Consider the following 19,635-nt stretch of genomic DNA (forward strand, 5'->3'; position numbering starts at 1 on the left):
CGGCATCGCCCAGGACTTCGGCGTGAACGTCTGACGTTCCCCCGCCCGTTCGTTCCGTACGAAGGCCCCCCGGCTCCGTGCCGGGGGGCCTTCGGCGTGCCGGCGTCCTCGGGTGCTCACGGCAGCAGACGCTGCTCCTTCGCCACCGCCACCGCGCCCGCGCGGGTGTCGACGCCCAGCTTGTCGTAGATGCGGCGCAGATGGGTCTTCACCGTGGCCTCGCTGATGAACAGGGCCCGGGCGATCTCCCGGTTGCCGAGACCGGTGGCAAGCTGGGCCAGGATGTCGCGTTCCCGGTCGGTGAGGGACGGGCGCGGGCTGCGCATGTTGGCCATCACCCGGCTGGCGACCGGCCCGGACAGCGCCGTACGGCCGCGCGCGGCGGCGTGGATCGCGGCGAACAGCTCCTCGGGGCGCTCGGCCTTGAGCAGATAGCCGGTCGCGCCGGCCTCGATGGCGCGGGTGATGTCGGCGTCGGTGTCGTACGTGGTGAGCACCAGGACGTGCGGGGACGGGCCGGCGCCCGCGGTGAGGCGGCGCGTGGTCTCCACCCCGTCGATGCCCTCGCCGAGCTGAAGGTCCATCAGCACCACGTCGGGCACCAGCCGCGCGGCGAGGGCGAGCGCCTCCTCGCCGGTGCCGGCCTCGCCGACCACCTCGATGCCGGGGGCGCTGTCGAGCAGGGCCAGCAGCCCGGCGCGTACGACGACGTGGTCGTCGCAGACGAGGATGCGGACGGGGGCCGGTTCGGTGCGCGGGGCGGCCGGTTCGGTCATCGGGGTGCCTCCAGCGGGTCGGCCGGGTCGGTCGGGGGCGGGTCCAGGGGGACGGCGGCGGACAGCACGGTGCCCTCGCCGGGGGCGGACTCCACGGTCAGGGTGCCGCCGAGACCGCGCAGCCGGGCGCGCATGGCGGGCAGCCCGTGTCCGCGCACCCCGGACGGGGCGCCGGGCAGCGCCGCCGGGTCGAAGCCGTGGCCGTCGTCGGTGACGTCGAGGACGGCCTGGTCGTCGAGGAGGGTGAGGGTGAGCGCGGCGGTGGAGGCGCCGGCGTGCTCCCGGACGTTGGCCAGGGCGCCCTGGGCGATCCTCAGCAGCGCCGACTGGACGCGGTCGGGCAGCCCCGGGGCCCGGCCGCCGTCGTCCACGTGGACCCGCACGGTGAGGTGGTCGCCGGTCTCCCGCTCGGCCAGCGTGCGCAGCGCCGCCACCAGGCCGCCGCCGCGTGCGAGGTCGGCCGGGGCGAGGTCGTGCACGAAGCGGCGGGCCTCGGCGAGGTTGTGCTCGGCGACGGAGGCGGCGCCCCGGACGTGGGTGCGGGCCTTGCCCGGGTCGGACTCCCAGACCCGCTCGGCCGCCTGGAGCAGCATCCGCTGGCTGGACAGGCCCTGGGCGAGGCTGTCGTGGATCTCCATGGAGAGCCGCTGGCGTTCGGCGAGGGTGCCCTCGCGGCGTTCGGCGGCGGCGAGTTCGCGGCGGGTGCGGATCAGGTCGTCGATCAGGGCGCGCTGCCGGGCCGCCTGCCGTTCGGTGTGCAGGAACACGGCCGTGGCGATGGCGGCGACGGCCGGCGGGGCGAGCAGCAGGTTCGGGTCGAAACGCCCGGCGAGCTGGAGCTGCGCGGCGACGACGAACACCGTCAGGACGCTCACCAGGACGAGCGCCGCCCGGGCCGGCAGGGTCCGCAGACCCGTGTAGAAGAGGGGCACGGCGCACCAGGAGAAACTGGGTGCGAGGACGACGAGCACCATCCACACCGCGACCACCGCACCGAGCCAGGCCAGACTCCGCCGGCCGGGCCGCGTCCCGGCACCGCTCAGCACGGGCCCGAGCAGATGCAGCACGGCGAGGACCAGGGACAGGGCGATGATCCACGGGGTGCGGGGCTCGCCGGGGTGGCGCAGCAGGAAGCGGGCGAGAGCGCCGCCGAGCAGCAGGAAGAACGCCACGTGCAGGACGGCACCGAGCCACCGGGTGTCCGGGTCACTGGGCTTCGGCATCCGCGCCCGCCTCCTCTCCACCGTTGTGTCCTACCACGCTGAGCTGCGCGTTCACTCCCATGGTGACCTGCCCGGACGGTGGACGGGTCAGCCGATCGGACGACCCCGCCGTCGCCCGTTCCGTAGCGGGACGGCAGCCGGAACGGCGACCGCACACCCCGGGTGCGGGACGGAGGGTGGAGAGCAGAAGGACGGAAGCGGCCCGCAGGGGCCTCGAAGCGGACCGTCCGCCCCGACCCCGAGGAGCATCCACCATGAAGAAGACCCTTTCCCGGCGCGCCCGGATCGCCACCGGCGGCGCCGTTCTCGCCGCCGTCGCCGCGGGCACCTTCGGCACGGTGGCGGCCAACGCCTCGGCGCCGGAGTCCGCCCGGGACGCCGCGGTGACCGCCGCCCCCGCCGCCGCGGCCGGCAAGCGCGACACCACCACCTCCACGCACCTGACGGTCGACGCCGCCACCGAGGCGGCCCAGGCCGCGCTGAAGGCGGCCAAGAAGGAGGGCCAGCGCGTCACGGTCGCCGTCGTCGACCGCAACGGTAACACGATCCTCACCATGCGCGGGGACGGCGCCGGCCCGCAGTCCTACGAGTCGGCCGTGAAGAAGGCGTACACCGCCGTCTCCTGGAACGCCACGACCACCGAGCTGGAGGGCCGCCTGGAGAACGCCCCGAACCTGAAGGACATCCCGGGCACGCTGTTCCTGGGCGGTGGCGTCCCGGTCACCGCCGACAAGGCGCCGATCGCCGGCATCGGTGTCGCGGGGGCCCCGTCCGGCACCCTGGACGAGAAGTTCGCACAGGCGGGCGCGGAGGCGCTGCGCTAGCAGGGCGCGGGGGGCGCTGTGCTGGCAGCGGACCCCCCGACCGGCCAACGGCCGGTTCCGGCGGGCGTTTCACGTGAAACGCCCCATAGGATCACCGCGTGCGCCTCACCCGTCTGCTCGTAGCCGCCGTCACCGTCACCGCCCTCGGGGCGTGCAGCAGTGGCGGCGGCGGCAGTGGTGGTGTCGACGGCACCCCCGGCGGTTCGGGCGTGCGCGATCCGTACTTCCCCAAGGCGGGCAACGGCGGCTACGACGTCGGCCACTACGACCTGGCCCTCGACTACGACCCCGACGCCGAGCATGTGACCGGCACGGCGACGATCACCGCCCGTGCCACCCATGATCTGTCCGCCTTCAACCTGGACCTCAAGGGCCTGGACGTCGAGAGCGTCACCGTCGAGGGCCGGGAGGCGCGTTTCAACCGGGCCGGGCAGGAGCTGACGGTCCGCCCGCCGGACGAGCTGGACGACGGCGAGACGTTCCGGGTGCGGGTCCGCTACTCCGGGGAGCCCGAGACCGTGACCGACCCGGACGACTCCGAGGAGGGCTGGCTGCCCACCGAGGACGGCGCCGTCGGACTCGGCGAACCCACCGGGTCCATGGCCTGGTTCCCCGGCAACCACCACCCCTCCGACAAGGCGGCGTACGACATCGCGGTCACCGTCCCCGAGGGCTACGGGGTCGTCTCCAACGGGCAGCTGACCGGCGAGACGACCAAGGGCGGCCGTACGACGTTCCGCTGGCACACCGCCGAGCCGATGGCGAGCTACCTCGCCACGATCGCCGTCGGCGACTGGCGGATCAGCCGCTCGACCCTCGACGGCGGCCTGCCGGTGTACACGGCCGTCGACCCGGAGCAGGCCGGCGCGAGCCGCACGGTCCTCGCGCAGCTCCCCGCGATCATGAAGTGGGAGCAGGCCCTCTTCGGCCCGTACCCCTTCTCCTCCACCGGCGCGATCGTCGATCGCCCGGACGACGCCGGCTACGCCCTGGAGACCCAGACCCGGCCCTACTTCCCCGGTGCCCCCGACACCGAGACCCTCGTCCACGAGCTGGCCCACCAGTGGTACGGCGACTCCGTCACACCGAAGACCTGGCGCGACATGTGGCTCAACGAGGGCTTCGCCACCTACGCGGAGTGGCTGTGGACGGAGGAGCACGGCGGCGACACCGCCCAGGAGACCTTCGACGCGCTCTACGACGGCACCTACTTCGAGGACGAGGCGGCCAACGAGGCCGTGTGGGCCTTCCCGCCCGGCAAGCCCTCCGACGCCGCCCACATCTCCGACAGCCCGGTCTACCAGCGCGGCGCGATGGTCCTGCACCGCATCCGGCAGACGGTCGGCGACGACGCCTTCCGCGCCCTGCTGCGCGACTGGGCCGCCGCCCACCGGCACGGCAACGCGGACACCGACGACTTCACGGCGTTCGTGGAGAAGTCGGCCCCCGGGAAGGACTTCACGGCGATCTGGGACGACTGGCTGTACGGGGACGGGAAGCCGGAGCGCCCCTGAGACCGGCGCCGGAGGTGGACCGGTGCGCCGGCCGCCGCCTCACCCCTGCCGCTACCTCACCCCTGGCGCCGGTCGCCGCCCCCCGCCTCGAACGCGTCGAGCAGCCGGGGCAGGTCCGGCGGCCACAGGGCCTCGGGCGCCCCGGCGAGTTCCGCGCGGCTCCACCAGCGCCAGGTGAGGATGCCGTCGGCGGCGTGCGCGGCGGCGAGGTCGGGTCCGGTGGGCTCGCGCCGGGGGCCGTGGGCGACGTAGATGTGCTCGTGCTGGCGGACCGGGCCCTCGTGCAGGTGGGTGAAGTCGTGCTCCCAGGTGCACAGCAGCGGGCCGGGCTCCAGGTCCGTCCAGCCGGTCTCCTCGCGCACCTCGCGCAGGGCGCCCTCGCGCGGGTCCTCGTCCCCCTCCAGGCCGCCGCCGGGCATCGCCCAGTACACGCCGACCTCGACGTTGTCGTACCGCAGGAGGAAGACCGCGCCGTCGGGGTCGAGCACGGCGACACGGGCCGCGCGGCGCGGGATGCGCAGCGCCTTGCGCAGCACCGTGCAGGGGCGGGCGGCGCGCAGGTCCCGGCGGTGGTCGACGGTCTCGTAGCCGAGGGCGGTCCAGAAGGCGAGGGCGTCGCTGTTGCCGTCCAGGACGGCGAGCCGCAGACCGGCGTGGCCCGCGGCCCGGAAGCGGTCCTCGACGAGGGACGCGAGCCGCCTGCCGTGGCCCCTGCGGCCCAGGTGCGCGTCCACCATCAGCAGGCCGATCCACGGGTCGGGGTCGGCCGGGTCGGGGTGCCGGGCGAGGGTGATCGCGACCCCGACCAGCCGGCCACCGTCCCGGGCGAGCAGGACCTCCGCGCCGGGCACCGCCAACTCGTCGGCCAGCGCCGCCGCCACCTGTTCCGGACGGATGTCGTCGGGGTCGGCGAAGTCGCCGCTGAGAGCGTGGAAGGCGCGGTGGGACGCGTAGAGGGCGGTCAGCTCGGTGAGGAGCGGGCCCGGGATGTCGCGGTCGGCGGCGAGTGTGAGCGGGGTGATGATCACACGCGGCAACCTACCCCGCACCGGTCCCGCGGTGGCCGGGACCGGGGCATGACACCATCACCTGCGTGCTCGACATCGGCTACGCCCTCTCCACCCGCTTTCCCGACCCTCCGCAGACCGACTACCGCCGCGCGGACGTCCGTGCCCTGCGGCACGACCTGTTCTGCGGGGACGTGTATCTCGCCGACACCAAGAAGGACCAGGAGATCTCCACGGCCTGGGGATGGGTGCCGGTGCTGGACTTCGCGTGGGCGCTGTGCGACATCGTGGAGCGGCTCGACCGGGACCCGGCGGGCTCCAGGGCCGCCCGGCCGCAGCACGCCGAGCTGGACTTCACCGAGTCCACCGACCACCTGCTGTTCGAGCGCCGCTTCGGCTGGGTCGACATCGAGGCGGAGTGGCTGCCCACGAGCGAACCGCCGCTGTCCTTCTCGCACTCGGCGCTGCGCCGGGAGGCCCGGGACTTCCTCCACGACCTGATCGCCGACCTCTCGGACATGCACGAGGACCTGGCGGAGAACCCGGCGATCTGGACCCTCCAGTCCCGCTTCCCCCGCGTGTCCTGAACCCAGGCCGGGCGGACGGCGCCCGTCCTACTCCTCCGCCAGCACCCGCACCCCCAACTCCGCCGCCAGCACCGGGGCCAGGTCGAGCAGTTGGGCCGGACTGATCACCGAGCCCGCGAGGCGGTCCACGCCCCGGGAGAGCTCCAGCGGGGCCGCGCCGCGCAGGTCGACGTCCGTCAGGGTCGCCGCGCTGAGGTCCGCGTCCTTCAGGGCGCAGTCCACGAACGCGACCCGCTCCAGGCGCGCGCCCCCGAAGTCCGGCTCGACCAGGACGCAGCCCTCGAAGACGACGTCCTTGAGGCGGGACCGCCGCAGATTCAGATAGTCGATCTTGCCGCCCCGGATCAGGACCCGCTCCAGCACCGCCCCGTGCAACTGCGTGCCGCCGAGCCGGGCGTCGACCAGCTCCACGTCCCGCAGGGTGGCCTCGGCGAGGTCCGTGCCGACACCGCGTACGCCGGTGAGGACCGAGTCGAGCAGCCGGGCGCGCGGCAGGGACGTCTCGTCCAGCGCGCACCCTCTCAGCGCGCAGTCCATGAAGCGCGCGCCCGCCCCGTCCTGCCCGGCGAAGTCCGTGTCCAGGAACTCCAGCCCGTCGTAGTCACCGTCCGGCTCCAGCCCTCCGCCACCGTACGGCTCCAGCGCCGGCAGCCGCACCTCGGGGCGCCGCGCCGCCCGCACCGCCGCCGCCGTACCGCTGCCGCCCGTCGCTCTCCTCGCCATGCCCCCATGCTGCACCCCGCCACTGACAACCGCCCCCACCTGCGGTTTCGCGAGCTTCGCCGGCCGCGTGTCACGTTTCCCCGGCCCGCATCCGTCGTACTCGCAGAAAGGCACGACACCAGGCGAACCCGAACGAGGGAGCCCCCAGCCATGCACCGCATCACCGTCGTCGGCGGCGGCTTCGCCGGACTGACCGCCGCCATCACCGCCGCCGAGGCGGGCGCCAAGGTCACCGTCCACGAGGCCCACCACACGCTCGGCGGACGGGCCCGCACCGCCGACGGCCCGTACCGCACCAACGAAGGCCCCCACGCCCTCTACAACGGCGGCCCGCACTGGGCCTGGCTCAAACAGCGCGGCCTGCTCGGCCCCCTCGCCCCGATCCCGCCGCTGGAGGCCGCCCGGCTGCGGCTGCACCACCGGGGCGCCCTGCGCCGCACCCCGCCCCTCGCCCTGCTCAAGCTGCTGCGCCGGGGCGTCGGACCGGCCCCCGTCGACACCGACTTCCTCACCTGGGCGACCGGCGTCGCGGGCGAGGAGGGCGCCCGCGCCGCCGCCCACTACTGCGCCGTCGCCCTCTTCCACCACGACCCCGGTTCACTGTCCGCCGCCTTCGTGCACGAACGCCTGCGCCGGGCCGCCAAGCTGCCGCCCGAGGCGCACTACCCGCGCGGCGGCTGGTCCGGCGTCATCGACCGGATGGCCGCCCGGGCCTGGAACCTAGGGGTCCGGATGGAGACCGTGTCCCGGGTCGACACCCTCCCGGCGGACACCCCGGTCGTCGTCGCCACCTCCCTGGACGCCGCCCGCCGTCTGCTCGGCGACCCCGCGCTGACCTGGCCCAGCGGGCGCACCACCCTGGTCGACCTGGCCGTGCGCTCCCGGCGCGGCGACGTCTTCGCGGTCTCCGACCTGGACGCGCCGGGTTGGATCGAGCGGTTCACCGCGCAGGACCGCACCCTGGCACCGGCGGGCGAGCAGCTGATCCAGGGGCAGATCCCGATCGCGCCGCACGAGTCGAAGGCCGACGGCGCCGCCCGCGCCGAGCACCTGCTCGACCTGGGCTTCCCCGGCTGGCGCGAGCGCCTCACCTGGCGGCGCGAGTCCGTCGCGAACGGCCGTACCGGCGCCGTCGACCCGCCCGGCACCACCTGGCGGGACCGGCCCGCCGTCGACCGCGGCGACGGCGTCTATCTCGCCGGGGACCAGGTCGCCGCGCCCGGGCTGCTGTCGGAGGTCTCCTTCAACAGCGCCCTGACGGCCGTGTCCCTGGCGCTCGGCCGGAAGGAGCTTGACCTCAAGCATGCTTGAGGTCGTTGAGTGGGGTCCGGACCACGAGCCTCACTCTGGGGGACCGCCATGCGCGCCATCCGTCTGCACACTTTCGGCCCGGCCGAGAACCTCGTCCTCGACGACGTCGAGGACCCTCGCCCGGGCCCCGGCCAGGTCCGCGTCGCCGTCCGCGCGGCCGGCGTCCACCTGCTGGACACCGCCCTGCGCGAAGGCATCCGCGGCCCCGCGCCCGAACTGCCCGCCCTGCCCACGATCCCCGGCCGCGAGGTCGCCGGCACCGTCGACGCCCTCGGCGAGGGCACCCCGGAGCACTGGCTCGGCCGGAAGGTCGTCGCCCACCTCGGCTTCGCGCCCGGCGGCTACGCCGAACTGGCCGTCGCCGACGCCGGCCGCCTCCACGAGATCCCGGCCGGCCTGGACTTCGCCGAGGCCGTCGCCATGATCGGCACGGGCCGCACGGCGATGGGCATCCTCCAGTTCGCCGACCTCGGCCCCGACTCCGTCGCCGTGATCCCGGCCGCCGCCGGCGGCATCGGCACCCTGCTGGTGCAGTACGCGAAGAACGCCGGCGCCACCGTCGTAGGGCTGGCCGGAGGCCCGGCGAAGACCGCGCGCGTCGCGGCGAACGGCGCCGACCTCGCCGTCGACTACACCGACCCCGGGTGGCCGGCCGAGGTCCGCGCCCACCTGGCCGGCCGAGAGGCGACCGTCGTCTTCGACGGCGTCGGCGGGGACGTCGCCCGCGAGGCCGTCGCGCTGCTGGGGCCCGGCGGCCGGCACCTCGTCTTCGGCTGGTCCGGCAAGGGCCTGCACGACGGCGAGCCGTACCACGTCGACGGCGTGTCCGAGCAGGTGCTCGGCCCCGTGATGATGCGGCGGACCGGCGGCCCCGACCCCGTCCGCACCCTCGAACTCCGCGCCCTCGCCGAGGCCGCCGCGGGACGCCTCTCCCCCGCCGTGCACCGCTTCCCGCTCGCCGAGGCGGCGGCCGCGCACCGCGCCCTCCAGGACCGGGGGACGACCGGGAAGGTGGTGCTGGAGCCCTGACCACCCCCTGTCCGCGCCGAAACCCCACGGCCGGCCCGAACGGGATGCGATACGTCCCGATTCATGGTCTTCTGGCCAAATGAGTGCCACCCGGACAGGTGAGGGACCCGCCTCCGCGGACGCCGACCCCCGCCGCTGGTGGGGGCTCGTGGTGATCGCCCTGGCCCAGCTGATGGTCGTCCTCGACGCGACCATCGTGAACATCGCGCTGCCCTCCGCACAGCGCGACCTGGGCATGTCCGACGGCAACCGCCAATGGGTGATCACCGCCTACACCCTCGCCTTCGGCGGACTGCTGCTGCTCGGCGGGCGCATCGCCGACCTCGTGGGACGCAAACGCACCTTCGTCATCGGACTGATCGGCTTCGCCGTCGCCTCCGGGATCGGCGGCGCCGCCGTCGGCTCCGCGATGCTCTTCGGCGCCCGCGCACTCCAGGGCGTCTTCGCCGCCGTCCTCGCGCCCTCCGCGCTGTCCCTGCTGACGACCACCTTCACCGACCCCAGGGAACGCGGAAAGGCCTTCGGCATCTACGGCGCACTCGCGGGCAGCGGCGCCGCCGTCGGCTTCATCGTCGGCGGCGTGCTCACCGAGTACCTGAACTGGCGCTGGTGCCTGTACGTCAACATCCCCATCGCCGTCATCGCCGTCGTCGGCGCCCTGATCCTCCTGCACGACCGGCCCGGCCACGCCGACGTCCGCCTCGACGTCCCCGGCGTGATCCTCGGCTGCGGCGGCCTGGTCGCCCTCGTCTACGGCTTCAGCGAGGCACAGCCACGCGGCTGGACCGACCCGCTCGTCCTGGCCCTGTTCGCCGGGGGCGTCGTCCTCCTGGCCATCTTCGTGTGGTGGCAGACCCGGGCGCCGGTCCCCCTGCTGCCGCTGCACATCATCCGCAACCGCAACCGCGCCGGCTGCTTCCTGACGATGATGCTGGCCGTCATCGGCATGTTCGGCCTGTTCCTGTTCATGACCTACTACCTCCAGGTCATCCTCGACTACTCCCCCGTGCAGACCGGCCTGGCGTTCCTGCCCATGACCGCCGCGATCGTCATCGGCTCCACCCAGATCTCCGCCCGGCTGCTGCCCCACGTGGGCCCGCGCATGCTGATGGTCCCCGGCATGCTCCTCGCCTCCGGCGGCATGGTGATCCTCACGCAGATGACCGTGCACTCCGAGTACGCGAGCGAGATCCTGCCCGCGCTGATCCTCATGGGCCTCGGCATGGGCCTGACCTTCATGCCGGTCTTCTCCACCGCCACCGCCGGAGTCGCGCCGCAGGACGCCGGCGTCACCTCGGCGACGGTCAACACCTCGCAGCAGGTGGGCGGCTCGATCGGCACCGCCCTGCTCAACACCGTCGCCACCAGCACCAGCGCCTCCTGGATCACCTCCCACCTCACCGACCCCTCCCGGCGGCAGGAGACCGTCCGGGAGGGCATCGTCCACGGCTACACGGTCGCCATCTGGCTGGCCGCCGGCATCATGCTGCTCGCCGGCGTCGTCGCCGGCCTGATGGTCACGGCCAAGGCCCCGAAACACGGCAACCCGGCCGACCGTCCCGTACCGGAACCGGTGGGCTGAGAGCAGGCGGACGCACCCACCCCCGGCACCCCGAAGCGCTCAGTGCCGCCCCGCCACCCGGTCCGCCACCCGCGCCAGCCGCGACGACGACGCGCTGTGCCTCGTACGCTCCCGCCGGTCCGCCTCCCGGTACACGGCGTACATGCCCTGCACGCCCAGCCAGCGCAGCGGCTCCGGCTCCCAGCGGCGCACCCGGTGCCCCACCCACGGCAGACCGGTCAGCTCCGTGCCCCCGCCCCCGCCCTCGCCCGAGTCCCGCCGGACCAGATCACCCAGCGTGCGCGCCGCCAGATTGGCGGTCGCCACCCCGGAACCGACGTAACCGCCCGCCCAGCCCAGCCCCGTCGACCGGTCCAGCGTGACGGACGCGCACCAGTCGCGCGGCACCCCCAGCACCCCCGACCAGGCGTGCTCGATCCGCAGCCCGGCCAGCGACGGAAAGAACCGGACCAGGATCTCCCGCAACGCCTCCACGGTCGCCGCCTGCGTGGTGCCGTCGTTGTCGGTGCGGGAACCGTAGCGGTACGGCACCCCGCGCCCGCCCAGCGCGATCCGCCCGTCGGCGGTGCGCTGCGCGTACATGTAGGCGTGCGCCATGTCGCCCAGCGTCTGCCGGCCCGCCCACCCCACCGACTCCCACTGCTCCTCGCTGAGCGGCGCGGTCGTGATCATCGAGGAGTTCATCGGCAGCCACGTCCGCCGCTGCCCCTTGAGCGAGGCGGTGAACCCCTCGGTGCAGCGCAGCACATACGGCGCCCGCACGGTGCCGTACGGCGTCACCGCCCGCCGCGGCCCGATCTCGGTCACCGGCGTCGACTCGTGCACCGTCACCCCGAGGCGCTCGACGGCCGCCGCGAGCCCCTTCACCAGCTTCACCGGATGCAGCCGCGCCCCGTGCGGCGTCCACGTCGACCCGACGGCGCCCGCCACCCGGATCCGCTCCGCCGTCTCCCGGGCCCCGTACAGCTCCCGGTCCTTCTCGCCGAACGCCAGCTCGGCCTCGTGGAACGCCCGCAGCCGCGCCGCCTGCGCGGGCGTGCACGCCACCTCCAGAACCCCGCCCTTGTGGACGTCGGCGTCGATGCCCTCCTCCGCGGCGACCCGGATCACCTCGTCCACGGTGTCGTTCATCGCCCGCTGCAACCGCACCGCCGCCTCATGGCCGTGCAGCCGCGCGTACCGGTCGCGGCCCGCGATGCCGTTGTACAGCCAGCCGCCGTTGCGGCCGGAGGCGCCGTAACCGCAGAACCTCTGCTCCAGAACCGTGATCCGCAGGGACGGCACCGCCTTCTTCAGGTAGTACGCCGTCCACAGTCCGGTGTACCCACCCCCGACGACCACCACGTCCGCCGACGCGTCCCCGGCGAGCGGCTCCCGCACCGCCGGAAGACCGTCGTCCGCGTACCAGTAGGAGATGCCACCGTTCACGACGCCGCTGCTCGGGCTGCTCATGGGCAGGACGTTAACCCTGGTGAGGGACGGTTGTCTGCTTCGGATTCCGTTGAATTTCCCCCACCCGCGCGGCCGCCCGCCGGTAGCGTCACCCCATGTGATCGACGTTCCGGCCGCCCTCGCGGCAACCCAGGTCAAGTACAACGGAGAAGCGGGCCGCGCCTTCGTCGCCGCCCTGCCCGAACTGGCGGCCGGCTACCTGGCCCGCTGGGAACTGCGCCTCGACGGCCCCTCGATGCACGGCTGGGCGGCCCTCGTCCTGCCCGTCGTCCGCGCCGACGGCACCCCGGCCGCGCTCAAGCTCCAGCTCCTCGACGAGGAGTCCGAGGGCGAGCCCGTCGCCCTGCGCCGGTGGGACGGCGACGGAGCGGTACGCCTGCTCGACCACGACCCGGCCACCGGCACCCTGCTCCTGGAGCGCCTCGACCCGGCCCGCACGCTCCACCACGTGAAGGACTCCCGCGAGGCCGTCCTCGTCCTCGCCCGCCTGCTCGCGGGGCTCACCGCCACCCCCGCCCCGCCCGGCCTGCGCGGCCTCGGCGACATCGCGCGGGCCATGCTGGACCGCACGCCCTGGGCCCTGGCCCGCATCCCCGACCCCGAGGCCCGCCGCCTGGTCGCCGACTGCGCCGCCGCCCTGCGCGAGGTCGCCGACGAGCCCGGCGACCGCCTCCTGCACTGGGACCTGCACTACGAGAACGTCCTCGCCTCCGACCGCGCCCCCTGGCTCGCCATCGACCCCAAACCGCTGGCCGGCGACCCCGGCTTCGACCTGCTCCCCGCCCTCGACAACCGCTACGACCCGGCCGAGACCCGGTGGCGCTTCGACGCCCTGACCGACACCCTCGCCCTGAACCGCGAAAGCGCCCGAGCCTGGACCCTCGCCCGCGTCCTCCAGAACCTCCTGTGGAACGTGGAGGACGAGGACCCCTTGGAACAGCCCCAACTGGAGATCGCCCACCTGCTACGGCACGCCTGAACACAGCACGGCCCCCACCTGTCACAGGCGGGGGCCGTTCCTCGCAAGAGCCCCCTGTCGGATTCGAACCGACGACCTTCGCTTTACAAGAGCGGCGCTCTGACCAGCTGAGCTAAGGAGGCGGGCATCGCGCGACGGCGCGCGCGGAGGCTGTCCCACTGTACACAGAGCCGGTGAACGATGGGATTCGAAAAGATCCGCGAAGTTCACCGCCCCGCAGGTGCTGACAGATCAGGTGAACGCCGGGTACCGTCCTGAGCCAGTTCACTCGTGTGGACTACACCAACCACCTTCCTACAACGGATCGTCCGGCACGTTCCTGCCGGTAGAAGGGGGCCCATTCATCATGGCCACAGTCCAGTTCGACAAGGCGACCCGCGTGTACCCGGGTTCCGACAAGCCCGCCGTCGACGGTCTCGACATCGACATCGCGGACGGCGAGTTCCTCGTCCTGGTCGGCCCGTCCGGCTGCGGCAAGTCCACCTCGCTCCGCATGCTCGCGGGGCTCGAGGACGTCAACGGCGGCGCCATCCGCATCGGCGACCGCGACGTGACGCACCTGCCGCCGAAGGACCGGGACATCGCCATGGTGTTCCAGAACTACGCGCTGTACCCGCACATGACGGTCGCCGACAACATGGGCTTCGCGCTCAAGATCGCCGGCGTCAACAAGGCGGAGATCCGGCAGAAGGTCGAGGAGGCCGCGAAGATCCTCGACCTCAGCGAGTACCTGGACCGCAAGCCGAAGGCGCTCTCCGGTGGTCAGCGCCAGCGTGTGGCGATGGGCCGCGCGATCGTGCGTGAGCCGCAGGTGTTCCTCATGGACGAGCCGCTGTCCAACCTGGACGCCAAGCTCCGTGTGTCGACGCGTACGCAGATCGCCTCGCTCCAGCGCCGCCTCGGCATCACCACCGTCTACGTCACCCACGACCAGGTCGAGGCCATGACGATGGGCGACCGCGTGGCGGTCCTCAAGGACGGTCTGCTCCAGCAGGTCGACAGCCCCCGCAACATGTACGACAAGCCCGCCAACCTCTTCGTCGCCGGCTTCATCGGCTCCCCCGCCATGAACCTGATCGAGGTGCCGATCACCGACGGCGGCGTGAAGTTCGGCAACAGCGTCGTCCCGGTCAACCGCGACGCCCTCAAGGCCGCCTCCGACAAGGGCGACCGCACGGTCACCGTCGGCGTCCGCCCCGAGCACTTCGACGTGGTCGAGCTGAACGGTGGCGCCGCGGCGTCCCTGTCCAAGGACTCCGCCGACGCCCCGGCCGGCCTCGCCGTGACGGTGAACGTCGTCGAGGAGACCGGCGCCGACGGCTACATCTACGGCACGGTCGAGGTCGGCGGCGAGACGAAGGACCTCGTGGTCCGCGTCAGCAGCCGCGCGGTGCCGGAGAAGGGCGCGACCGTCCACGTCGTGCCGCGGCCGGGCGAGACCCACGTGTTCTCGTCCTCCTCCGGCGAGCGCCTCTCCGACTGAGGCTCCGACCGGTCCGTGCCGGGGGCGGGTGTCCCCGGCACGGGTGAATTACCCCCGCGTCCACGCGAAGGGCCCCGCAACCTGCTGCGGGGCCCTTTTCGTTGTCGACAAATACCCCGGCACACCGGACGTTTCGACCAGTGTGCGTCAACCCGCTACCCGTTTCCGGGCCCTTTCATGTCACCCGTACCGGTGACTAAATGTCGCCAAATCATCACCGGGCGCTACCCTCACTCGCGTGAAGCACTCCGTGAAGCACTCCGCCTCCCAGCAGACGCGTAGCGGCCGGGGCCCCGCCCGCCGGATCGGCCGCTCTCTCGCCTTCGTCCTGCCCGTCGTCCTGGTGCTCTCCGGGACCCTCGCGGTCACCCGGGTCAACTGGTCGGGGGACCCCTCGAACTCGGTGCTCACCGCATCCGACGCCTCCGCCGCCGGCGCCTCCACGCGTGCCGGGGCCCGCGCCCCGCACGACGTGCTGCGCGACCGGCTGCTGACCGAGCTTCAGGAGGAGGACCCGGGCGTCGCCCTCACCCACCTCCAGCAGGCCGTCGACGACCGCCCGTCGCTGGCCAAGCACTGCGCGTCCATCGCCCGCGCCCTCGGCCGCGCCGCCGTCAAGGTCTACGGCCCGACGCGTGCGCAGTCGTACGCGCGCCCCGTCTGCGACACCGCCTTCGCCTCGGGCGTGCTGGCCGCGCACCGCTGACCGGCCCCACGGCCTCCCCCACGGGGCCGGCGGGACGCCACGTACAGTTCGGGTCATGACCGATCCGAACGCCGCGTCCCGCCGCCCCGTTCAAGCCGTCGTCCTGGCCGGCGGGCAGGGTTCCCGCCTGCGCCCCTACACCGACGACCGGCCCAAGCCGATGGTCGAGATCCCGGGCACCGGCACCCCGATCATCGGCCATCAGCTCGCCTGGCTCGCCGAGGAGGGTGTGACCGACGTGGTGGTCTCCTGCGGCCACCTCGCCGAGGTGCTCCAGAAGTGGCTGGAGAGCGCCGACCTGCCGCTGTCCGTCACCACCGTGGTGGAGCCCGAGCCCCTCGGCCGCGGCGGCGGCCTCAAGTACGCCGCCGCGCACCTCCCCCACCCCGACCTGCCCTGGTACGCCACCAACGGCGACATCTGGACGCGTTTCTCACTGCGCGACATGGCCGACTTCCACGCCGAGCGGGACGCCGTCGCGACCCTCGCCCTGGCCCGCCCCCGGCTGCCCTGGGGCGCCGTGCAGACGGACGGCTTCGGACACGTCACGGACTTCATAGAGGCACCCCCGTCGACCTTCGAGATCAACGCGGGTGTCTACGTCTTCTCGCCCGCCTTCGCGGAGCTGCTCCCGGAGCGCGGCGACCACGAACGCACGACGTTCCCCCGCCTGGCCCGCGAGAACCGCCTGGCCGGCTTCCCGATCCCCCAGGGCTCCTACTGGCGAGCAATCGACACGGCGAAGGACCTGACAGAAGCGGCCCGCGAGCTGTCGGCCCTCTCCGGCCGCTGAGCATCCGCGGACCACGGTGGCCCGCACCGCGCTCGGGGAGTACGGCCGGGCATGGTCCGGGAACTCGTGTCTCAACGCGGATTGGGAGAGCGCGCGAGAATCACCCTGGCGTGCCCCTCCATTTCAGCCCGCTGTGCGGGAGAACGGGGGTCCCGGGAGACATCGAGATCGATGGTGGCCAGCAGCACGAGGAGCCGTACCACCGCGGAAAGCGGAATCTCCCTGAGCCGACCTCGCCATTCCGCCGCACCCGCATCGTCCACTGGCGGGACGACGAAGGGGTAGGCCGGGTCGTCCTCCCTCTCCTCCTCACCCTCGTCCGGATCGATGGTCCGCCAGCCCCGGGGGTCCGCTGTCTCTCCCCGCATGACCGAGGCAACGTCATGCAGCCAGTCCTCCTTCGCCCGGGGGCCTGCGGCGACAAAGGTGTACCGGCGGTCGTCCCATCCCTCGGTCCACGGCCGTCAACTCGACGACGCACCGCCATCCCCTACGACAACGGGTCCCGCACGGTGTTCGTGCGGGACCCGTCGTCGTACATGCCCCGAGCCCCTGGCCCGGGGCGGGTTAGCCCAGGAGGCCGCCGACCAGGCGGCTGCCCGGTTGGCCTGTGGAGGAGGAGCCGGTGTCGCCGTCGCCGCTGCCGGTGGAGCCGGTGGAGCCGTCCCCCGTGCCCCCCGTGGCGGTGCCGCCGGAGGTCGGGCCGGCGCTGGTGCTCGGTGCCTGTCCGGCCGGGGAGGTCCGCTGCGGCGGGGCCTCGCCCGTGGTGCCCTGGGTCTGGCTGGGGGCGCCGCCGGGAGTGGTGCCGCTGTCGCTGGTCGCCCCCGGCGTGGTCTCGCCGTCCTCGGACGGGGTGGCCTTGCCGCCGGAGCCGGCGCCCTCGGTGGACGCGGAGGAGGAGGCTTCCGGCGTCTTCTCCTTACGCGTGCCGGGCTCCTGGGGGAGCGGGGAGCCGGGGAGTTCGTTGCGCGGGCCTTCGCCGGGCCCGGGCACGACCACGCGGTCGGCGTCGCGTACGGCACCGCCGAGCAGCGAGCCGACGAGGAGGGTGACGCCGGTGACGAGGAAGGTGACGAGGGCGCTGCGGCGCAGCACATGGCGGCGCAGGTCCCAGATGTCGGCGCGGGGGCCGAGGCGGCGCCAGGCACCGCCGGCGAGACGGCCGTCCACGGAGTAGACGGGGGCGCCGGCGATGATCAGCGGGGACCAGGCGGCGAGGTAGATGATGTCGGGCGCGTCGTAGACCGGGGTGCTCTTCCAGCTGACGGTGACCAGGAGCGCGGCGGACAGGATCGCGCCGATGACGGCGGCGACGCGCTGCCAGCAGCCCAGGACGGTCAGGACGCCGACGATGACCTGGAGGAAGGCGATGACCAGGCCGGAGCCGACGGGGTGCGCGAGGGCGAACTGGCGCAGCGGTTCGGCGACGTCCCAGGGGTGCAGGGTGTTGAGCCACTTGACCATGGACCCGCGCTCGCCGCCGTCGAAGTAGACGGGGTCGCAGAGCTTGCCCATGCCGGCGTAGACGGAGATGAAGCCGAGGAAGACGCGCAGGGGGAGCAGCACGACGCCGAGGTTGAGGCGGCGGCCGGGGTAGTAGGCGTGCCGTGACGGGTCGTCGGCGTGGCGCCTGGTGCGCGGCCCCGTGTCGGTGCCGTCGCCGTAGCCGTGGCCGGCGGGGGCCGGGCCGAAGTCGTCGTCCCCGAAGGCCGGTTCGTCGTAGGTGCTGCCGACGGTGCGCATCGCGGGCAGCAGCCGGGTGCCGTCGCGGAGGGGGCCGCGCTGGGCGCCGACGAGGGGGGCTTCGAGGGGCTGGGTGTCGGGGCCGTCGTCGAAGTCGTCGTACGGGGCGTAGCCGGGGCGGCCGCCCTCGCCGACGCGGGGGATGACCTGGGTGGCGCCGGCGTCGGTGATGTCGGGGACCGGGTCCTCGGCGTGACGGCCCGCGCCGGCCCGCACTGCCTGGAGCAGTCGGTGGGCGCCGGTGTCGTCCGGGTCGGACCGGCCGCTCCAGACGACGGGGCGGCGCCGGGCGGGCGTGGGGACCCCGGTGCCGGCGACGGGCATACGGGCGGTGTCGTGGGCGGCGCTCAAGTGCCGCGCGATCCGCGGGGACCGGGTCCGCCGCGCGGAGGCACCGAGCTGCACGCGGAAGCTCGTGTGATTGACGATGACCTGGGCCGGATCGCTCGGCACCTTCACCATGCTCAGCGCGGGAGCGTCGTCGTATCCCGACGAGCGGTCCCCCGTGGGTGTGCGGGGTGTTCTGGTGTCCACGCTCATCTAACCGAGTGATGTGTCGTTAGGACACTGCCTCGGCCCGCCGGATCTGTCCGGACCGCGTCAAGCTTGTCCGGACCACCCGGAACGCCCCGTTCGGGGGACCGAACCGAACATCCGGTCCCCCTCGCGGCGTCAGGCGCGCCGGCGGGCCGCCTCGTAGAGGACGATGCCCGCCGCCACACCGGCGTTGAGCGACTCGGCGCCGCCGGGCATCGGGATGCGGACGCGGACGTCGCAGGTCTCGCCGACCAGGCGGGACAGGCCCTTGCCCTCGCTGCCGACGACGATGACGACCGGCCCGCCGAGGGCCTCCACGTCACCGAGTTCGGCCTCGCCGTCGGCGGCCAGGCCGACGACCGTGATCCCGGCCTTCTGGTACTGCTCCAGGGCGCGCGTGAGGTTGGTGGCGCGGGCCACCGGCGTACGGGCGGCCGTGCCGGCGGACGTCTTCCAGGCGCCCGCGGTCATGCCGGCCGCGCGCCGCTCGGGCACGACGACGCCGTGGCCGCCGAAGGCGGAGACGGAGCGGACGACCGCGCCGAGGTTGCGCGGGTCGGTCACGCCGTCGAGGGCGACGATCAGCGGGTCGGCGCCCTCGTCGTGGGCGGCGGCGACCAGGTCCTCGGGGTGCGCGTACTCGTACGGCGGGACCTGGAGGACGAGGCCCTGGTGGTTGAGCCCGTTGGTCATCCGGTCGAGCTCGGGGCGGGGCGCCTCCATGAGGTTGATGCCGCCGCGCTCGGCCGCGAGCTGAAGCGCCTCGCGGACCCGCTCGTCGTTGTCGATGAACTGCTGGACGTAGAGCGTCGAGGCGGGCACGCCCTCGCGCAGGGCCTCGTAGACCGGGTTGCGGCCGACGACGAGCTCGGACGTGGACCGGCCGCCTCCGCGGCGCTGCTGCGGACGTCCCGTGGCGCGGCGCGCCTTGGCGTTGGCGGCGCGCTGCTTGGCGTGCCCCTTGCGCATCTCGGCGGGAGGCGTCGGCCCCTTGCCTTCCAGGCCCCGGCGTCGCTTGCCGCCGCTGCCGACCTGCGCGCCCTTCTTGCCGGACATGCGGCGGTTGTTCGCGGCCATGAGTTACCTGTCTCCGCTCTCTGCGTCTTCACGCGGGTGTGCGTGGTGCTTGCGTCTTATGCAGTGTGCCGCCCGGGAGGCCGGGCGGCACACTTGATCTTCGGGGGCCGTGGAGGCTCAGCGGGAGCCGAGGCTCCAGCGGGGTCCCTGCGGGCTGTCCTCGATGGCCAGCCCCGACTCCTTCAGCTGGTCGCGGATGGCGTCCGCGGTGGACCAGTCCTTCCGCGCCCGGGCGGCCTCGCGCTGGTCGAGGACGAGGCGTACGAGGCTGTCGACGACGTCGTGCAGA

19 protein-coding genes and 1 tRNA gene are annotated in these 19,635 nt (G+C 73.7%); 10 read left to right on the forward strand and 10 right to left on the reverse strand.

The annotated features are described in order from the left end of the window. Nucleotides 1-116 precede the first annotated feature (116 nt). Both GTW67_RS17990 and GTW67_RS17995 read right to left on the reverse strand, forming a co-directional pair. Entirely contained in the window at nt 117-776 is a 660-nt protein-coding gene (locus GTW67_RS17990) for a response regulator (RefSeq protein ID WP_161165847.1), read from the reverse strand. Continuing rightward, nucleotides 773-1,999 carry a sensor histidine kinase gene (locus GTW67_RS17995; RefSeq protein WP_161165848.1) on the reverse strand — a complete coding sequence of 409 codons (1,227 nt, stop codon included), beginning with the start codon at nt 1,997-1,999 and terminating at the stop codon, nt 773-775. Before GTW67_RS17995 ends, GTW67_RS17990 begins: the two co-directional genes overlap by 4 nt. A 254-nt stretch (nt 2,000-2,253) precedes the next feature. On the opposite strand from GTW67_RS17995, the gene GTW67_RS18000 reads away from it, so the two are divergent. Then, nucleotides 2,254-2,823, forward strand: coding sequence for a GlcG/HbpS family heme-binding protein (locus GTW67_RS18000; RefSeq protein ID WP_161165849.1), 570 nt, complete (start codon nt 2,254-2,256; stop codon nt 2,821-2,823). Between the two features lie 98 nt (nt 2,824-2,921). Next, the gene (locus GTW67_RS18005) at nt 2,922-4,337 is read left to right on the forward strand and encodes a M1 family aminopeptidase (protein ID WP_161165850.1); all 1,416 of its coding nucleotides are present in this window, start codon (nt 2,922-2,924) and stop codon (nt 4,335-4,337) included. Nucleotides 4,338-4,393: 56 nt separating this feature from the next. Here GTW67_RS18005 and GTW67_RS18010 read toward each other — a convergent pair whose 3' ends face one another. Beyond that, nucleotides 4,394-5,365 (reverse strand): GNAT family N-acetyltransferase, encoded by a 972-nt coding sequence (locus tag GTW67_RS18010; RefSeq protein ID WP_161165851.1) that lies wholly within the window; start codon nt 5,363-5,365, stop codon nt 4,394-4,396. Between the two features lie 65 nt (nt 5,366-5,430). On the opposite strand from GTW67_RS18010, the gene GTW67_RS18015 reads away from it, so the two are divergent. Beyond that, nucleotides 5,431-5,931 (forward strand): hypothetical protein, encoded by a 501-nt coding sequence (locus GTW67_RS18015; RefSeq protein ID WP_161165852.1) that lies wholly within the window; start codon nt 5,431-5,433, stop codon nt 5,929-5,931. 27 nt (nt 5,932-5,958) lie between these two features. On the opposite strand, the gene GTW67_RS18020 is transcribed toward GTW67_RS18015, so the two are convergent. After that, the gene (locus GTW67_RS18020; RefSeq protein ID WP_202437378.1) at nt 5,959-6,654 is read right to left on the reverse strand and encodes a pentapeptide repeat-containing protein; all 696 of its coding nucleotides are present in this window, start codon (nt 6,652-6,654) and stop codon (nt 5,959-5,961) included. A 150-nt stretch (nt 6,655-6,804) separates the two neighbouring features. Here GTW67_RS18020 and GTW67_RS18025 point away from each other — a divergent pair, with 150 nt between their 5' ends. From GTW67_RS18025 to GTW67_RS18035, 3 genes are all read left to right on the forward strand, one after another. Further along, nucleotides 6,805-7,965 carry an NAD(P)-binding protein gene (locus GTW67_RS18025; RefSeq protein ID WP_161165854.1) on the forward strand — a complete coding sequence of 387 codons (1,161 nt, stop codon included), beginning with the start codon at nt 6,805-6,807 and terminating at the stop codon, nt 7,963-7,965. A 48-nt stretch (nt 7,966-8,013) separates the two neighbouring features. Continuing rightward, the gene (locus tag GTW67_RS18030; protein WP_161165855.1) at nt 8,014-8,994 is read left to right on the forward strand and encodes a zinc-binding dehydrogenase; all 981 of its coding nucleotides are present in this window, start codon (nt 8,014-8,016) and stop codon (nt 8,992-8,994) included. Between the two features lie 79 nt (nt 8,995-9,073). Next, entirely contained in the window at nt 9,074-10,576 is a 1,503-nt protein-coding gene (locus GTW67_RS18035; protein WP_161165856.1) for an MFS transporter, read from the forward strand. Between the two features lie 39 nt (nt 10,577-10,615). Here the strand turns inward: GTW67_RS18035 and GTW67_RS18040 are convergent, their stop codons facing one another. After that, nucleotides 10,616-12,028, reverse strand: a complete 1,413-nt coding sequence (locus tag GTW67_RS18040; protein WP_202437379.1) for an NAD(P)/FAD-dependent oxidoreductase — start codon at nt 12,026-12,028, stop codon at nt 10,616-10,618. Nucleotides 12,029-12,125: 97 nt separating this feature from the next. On the opposite strand from GTW67_RS18040, the gene GTW67_RS18045 reads away from it, so the two are divergent. After that, the gene (locus tag GTW67_RS18045) at nt 12,126-13,007 is read left to right on the forward strand and encodes an aminoglycoside phosphotransferase family protein (protein WP_346010682.1); all 882 of its coding nucleotides are present in this window, start codon (nt 12,126-12,128) and stop codon (nt 13,005-13,007) included. A gap of 48 nt (nt 13,008-13,055) precedes the next feature. Here GTW67_RS18045 and GTW67_RS18050 read toward each other — a convergent pair. Beyond that, nucleotides 13,056-13,129, reverse strand: a tRNA-Thr gene (locus GTW67_RS18050). A gap of 224 nt (nt 13,130-13,353) precedes the next feature. Here GTW67_RS18050 and msiK point away from each other — a divergent pair. From msiK to GTW67_RS18065, 3 genes are all read left to right on the forward strand, one after another. Beyond that, nucleotides 13,354-14,490, forward strand: coding sequence for a diacetylchitobiose ABC transporter ATP-binding protein MsiK (msiK, locus tag GTW67_RS18055; protein ID WP_161165858.1), 1,137 nt, complete (start codon nt 13,354-13,356; stop codon nt 14,488-14,490). Between the two features lie 250 nt (nt 14,491-14,740). Beyond that, the gene (locus GTW67_RS18060; RefSeq protein WP_161165864.1) at nt 14,741-15,196 is read left to right on the forward strand and encodes a hypothetical protein; all 456 of its coding nucleotides are present in this window, start codon (nt 14,741-14,743) and stop codon (nt 15,194-15,196) included. Nucleotides 15,197-15,251: 55 nt separating this feature from the next. Then, complete coding sequence (locus GTW67_RS18065) at nt 15,252-15,989, forward strand: nucleotidyltransferase family protein (protein WP_161165859.1); 738 nt, start codon at nt 15,252-15,254, stop codon at nt 15,987-15,989. 71 nt (nt 15,990-16,060) lie between these two features. On the opposite strand, the gene GTW67_RS18070 is transcribed toward GTW67_RS18065, so the two are convergent. The 4 genes from GTW67_RS18070 to GTW67_RS18085 all read right to left on the reverse strand — a co-directional run. Beyond that, nucleotides 16,061-16,357 carry a hypothetical protein gene (locus GTW67_RS18070; RefSeq protein WP_161165860.1) on the reverse strand — a complete coding sequence of 99 codons (297 nt, stop codon included), beginning with the start codon at nt 16,355-16,357 and terminating at the stop codon, nt 16,061-16,063. Between the two features lie 199 nt (nt 16,358-16,556). Next, nucleotides 16,557-18,272 carry a DoxX family protein gene (locus GTW67_RS18075; protein ID WP_161165861.1) on the reverse strand — a complete coding sequence of 572 codons (1,716 nt, stop codon included), beginning with the start codon at nt 18,270-18,272 and terminating at the stop codon, nt 16,557-16,559. A 132-nt stretch (nt 18,273-18,404) separates the two neighbouring features. Beyond that, nucleotides 18,405-19,346: a 23S rRNA (guanosine(2251)-2'-O)-methyltransferase RlmB gene (gene rlmB / locus GTW67_RS18080; RefSeq protein WP_161165862.1), complete on the reverse strand. Its 942-nt coding sequence runs from the start codon at nt 19,344-19,346 to the stop codon at nt 18,405-18,407. Between the two features lie 117 nt (nt 19,347-19,463). Next, on the reverse strand, nt 19,464-19,635 hold a 172-nt coding region (locus GTW67_RS18085; protein WP_524539793.1), incomplete at its 5' end, for a CysS/YqeB C-terminal domain-containing protein.

The organism is Streptomyces sp. SID5910 (assembly GCF_009862125.1).
In the GTDB taxonomy this organism is placed as follows: domain Bacteria; phylum Actinomycetota; class Actinomycetes; order Streptomycetales; family Streptomycetaceae; genus Streptomyces.